Here is a 3,298-nt window from a genome sequence, read left to right on the forward strand (position 1 = left end):
GGCTGAAGAATTAGAACCCTACCTTCCCTTTTGGCAACGCTCTAAAACGTTACCCAAGTGGGATATCACCATTTTTCCTTTATGACCGGGGTGTTATTTAATCGCAAACCCCTTATTCAAATACTTGCTCTGCCGTAACTCGGTTTCTTCTATGATCGTCTCATCTCCTTTCAGTGTTTCCATTGCCCCTGGGTAAGCGGCATTCTTATCCACGTTAATCACTCGGGGAGTCTGAGTATGCTGTGCCTTGAGCACTTTACGAAAGAAGCGGACTGCTGCCTTGCCATCTCGCTTGGCGCTCAGCATGAAGTCCAGCGTATTGCCCTCTGAATCGACCGCGCGATACAGATACTTCCACACTCCTTTGATCTCGATATACGTCTCGTCCACGCGCCCCGAATCATTCGTCGGCTTCAAATGCGGTCGAATCCGTTTGTCCAATTCCGGGGCGTACTTCAGCACCCAACGATTGATCGTCGAGTGGTCTACCTCCACCCCTCCTTCCTGCATCATCTCCTCCAAATCCCGGTAGCTCAAGGCGTAGCGACAATACCAACGGACATTCAGCAGGATGATTTCTGGCAGAAAGTGCCGCCACTTAAACAGAATAGGAGTAGACATCGGAGGGCAAGGAGAAGAGTGTCGTCCTGCTTACCTTACCATTCGCTAGTTTTTGCGACACAAGCGGTAAACAGTACATGTTGCGCACTTGGATTGAATATGGCTTCCAACAAGTCAAGAACGAACTGGGATGGAAAGACTATCGACTCACAGAATACCGCAGCGTCGAGCGGTGGTGGGAACTGATTTTCTCCGCCTATTTATTGGTGAGTCTACATGCTGAAGATTTCAAAAGCAACTTAGAGGGAGATTGCCAAGCCTCAAAGCAAACAATGCAGACCTACCTGCCCTTTAGTCGTCATCTGTACTGGGAACTGGGCAATACGTGGAAGAGTGCATTGAACAATTTGAGGTTATTGATGCAACCGTATTGCTGTTGGGGTTGGCTAGAACCGTGGTTGGAGCTTGTACCCATTCCAGAGCTACGACGAGGATTAGTCAAGCTCATGGATTTTATTAATATCTTTAGAATGTCCCCTATCCCACTTGCTAAAGCAGCTTGACAGCGGAAGAGTTAGTTTTCCTACGACGGTAGTAACAAAAGAGGGGTCAGTAGCACTGAATTGCTGCTCGAATCAAGAGACGCAGAGAGGCTAATATCGCTTCCTGCGTTTTGTATTTTTGGTTTGCAGTGCTTCTGCTCAGACTGAATAGAGATTGTAACGAAGTAATTCAATACCCATCTCATTGCAGAATTTCGTTGCGCTTTTCCCGAATCTCCTTGGAAGCGTACAGGTTAGCTCAGCTTTGTAGCTTAGTACTTCCTATACGCTTTTAAGCTTCAAAAAAGGCTCGATGCAGTCGATGCAGTCATCAATTTCCAAGCTGTAACAGAGTCAGTAATAAACTAATCCACTTGTAAGGAGAAACTATGGCCGAAGTAAATCTTGGTTTTCTTAGATTGGATGTACCGCAATCGAGAGATGGCTTTTTTCCGGGTGTCCGTAGAACGCAGATTGATACCTATGCGTTCAGAACTGGCCCTGTTGCGGCAAATGTGAACATATCAGCATCGTTTAGCCGCGACAGCATTTCTACTGGAATAGCGCTCTTCAGAGATAATAATGCCAACGGTACGCTCGATGACAGCGATACTTTCCTACCGCCCAATAGTAGGGGCAGCAATACCTTTGCTACACAGAATCGAGTGTTGGGCCAGGGCAACTATATCGCTAGAGTGCAAGCCCAAACTTTTAATGATTTGTCTTATACCTTTCAGATCAGCCGCTCCTCTTCGGGCACTGCCAATCCTTTGACTACGCCAGAAATTCTGCTGGGGACGATCGCCAAAGATTTACGGCGACGCAATAGCGTTAGTAATAAAGATACGGCTGATAACTTTGCCTTCAAACTCGATGGCGATTCTAGCCTCAACATTCGTGTGCGAGAACTGGGCAACAAGAAAGGGGATGCCAACATTCGTGTAGTGCGTGACCTTAACAGCAACGGCATTGTAGATAGAAACGAAGTAGTCAAAAGAGGCACAAGCACTCCCAACGGCAACCTGGACACCATTACAAACCTCAAGGGAGCAGGCGACTATATTTTGCAGGTTTGTCAATCACAAGGCAGTACTCGATTTGCGGTGAGCTTTGATCACTCAGTAGTTTAGTGCAAATTGAATGAAGCGATCGACAGTCCCGTGATGAGCGATCGCTTCATTTCTCTTCTACTTAAAAGTTGTGATGCTAACAAATTTTTTGCAGCAACCTGATACTACGCAGCCGTATCATGAACAATACTCTACAAGCTTCTCTTCTAGAAAACTTTTGTCACAGATTCACCTCCCAAGATAGCTTATCGCTGCTTGCGAACTATCAGTTGATTCCACAACTGCTGTGTGAGAGCATTATCGATCGCGCTATCTACAGCATTGAATGCACACCGAAAGAAATTGAGTCAGCCTACCAACAGTTTTACCAACAGTGGAATCTCGTTACAAAGAAACAGCAGCAACTGTGGCAGCTACACTGCGGACTCAGCCCAGTTCAATTTGAAGCAATGATCACGCGATCGCTGCAAATTGAGAAGTTTAAGCAGCAAACCTGGGGACGCAAAATTGAATCTTACTTTCTTCAGCGCAAGCAGGAGTTCGATCGCGCGATTTATTCGCTGCTACGCACTAAAGATTTAGATGTTGCTCAAGAGCTTTTCTTTCGAGTTTCTGAAGGTGAGCAGTCATTTGCAGAACTGGCGCAGCAGTATTCTGAAGGCTCAGAAGCGGAAACAGGTGGACTGCTTGGCCCTGTTGAATTAGGAATGCTGCACACTGAACTTGCGGAGTTACTTCACACTAGCTCAATCGGTCATGTGCAGCCAATCAAGCTAGGCGAGTGGTGCATGATTGTTCGTCTCGAAAAGCTTATCCCCGCTCAGCTCGATGACCAAATGCGCGATCGCCTGCTTCAGGAAAGATTTGATACCTGGCTACAAGAACAGGTGCAGCAGTTGGACGATCGGGACAAAGTTTGGTTTGGCATTGTTCAGGAACAGTTGACCGATGCCGTTGCAGCATAGCCAAGCTACGCAAAAATAGAGTCTCACAAACTTTTTGGTTTCATCGGGGCGTTGTTGCATGATTGAGAATTGAGCCAATCAAGTTCTAAACTAGGTTGAGATTAAGCTTTAACTTCATAGCTATCAGGCTTTGCAACTTGGATCATGCGATTGAGAGCAG

General features: G+C 46.5%; 3 protein-coding genes and 1 pseudogene. 3 read left to right on the forward strand and 1 reads right to left on the reverse strand.

What is annotated here, in order from left to right:
* Window positions 1-114 precede the first annotated feature (114 nt).
* Window positions 115-621 (reverse strand): annotated as a pseudogene (locus H6F93_RS00765) (IS6 family transposase); the annotation flags it as partial.
* A gap of 77 nt (window positions 622-698) precedes the next feature.
* Between H6F93_RS00765 and H6F93_RS00770 the strand changes: the two are divergent.
* From H6F93_RS00770 to H6F93_RS00780, 3 genes are all read left to right on the forward strand, one after another.
* Complete coding sequence (locus H6F93_RS00770) at window positions 699-1,124, forward strand: hypothetical protein (protein WP_190678305.1); 426 nt, start codon at window positions 699-701, stop codon at window positions 1,122-1,124.
* Between the two features lie 368 nt (window positions 1,125-1,492).
* The gene (locus tag H6F93_RS00775) at window positions 1,493-2,233 is read left to right on the forward strand and encodes a hypothetical protein (RefSeq protein ID WP_190678308.1); all 741 of its coding nucleotides are present in this window, start codon (window positions 1,493-1,495) and stop codon (window positions 2,231-2,233) included.
* Between the two features lie 119 nt (window positions 2,234-2,352).
* Window positions 2,353-3,138, forward strand: a complete 786-nt coding sequence (locus tag H6F93_RS00780) for a peptidylprolyl isomerase (protein ID WP_190678310.1) — start codon at window positions 2,353-2,355, stop codon at window positions 3,136-3,138.
* Window positions 3,139-3,298 lie beyond the last annotated feature (160 nt).

The sequence above is a fragment of the Leptolyngbya sp. FACHB-671 genome, from assembly GCF_014695745.1.
Taxonomy (GTDB): domain Bacteria; phylum Cyanobacteriota; class Cyanobacteriia; order Elainellales; family Elainellaceae; genus JAAUTN01.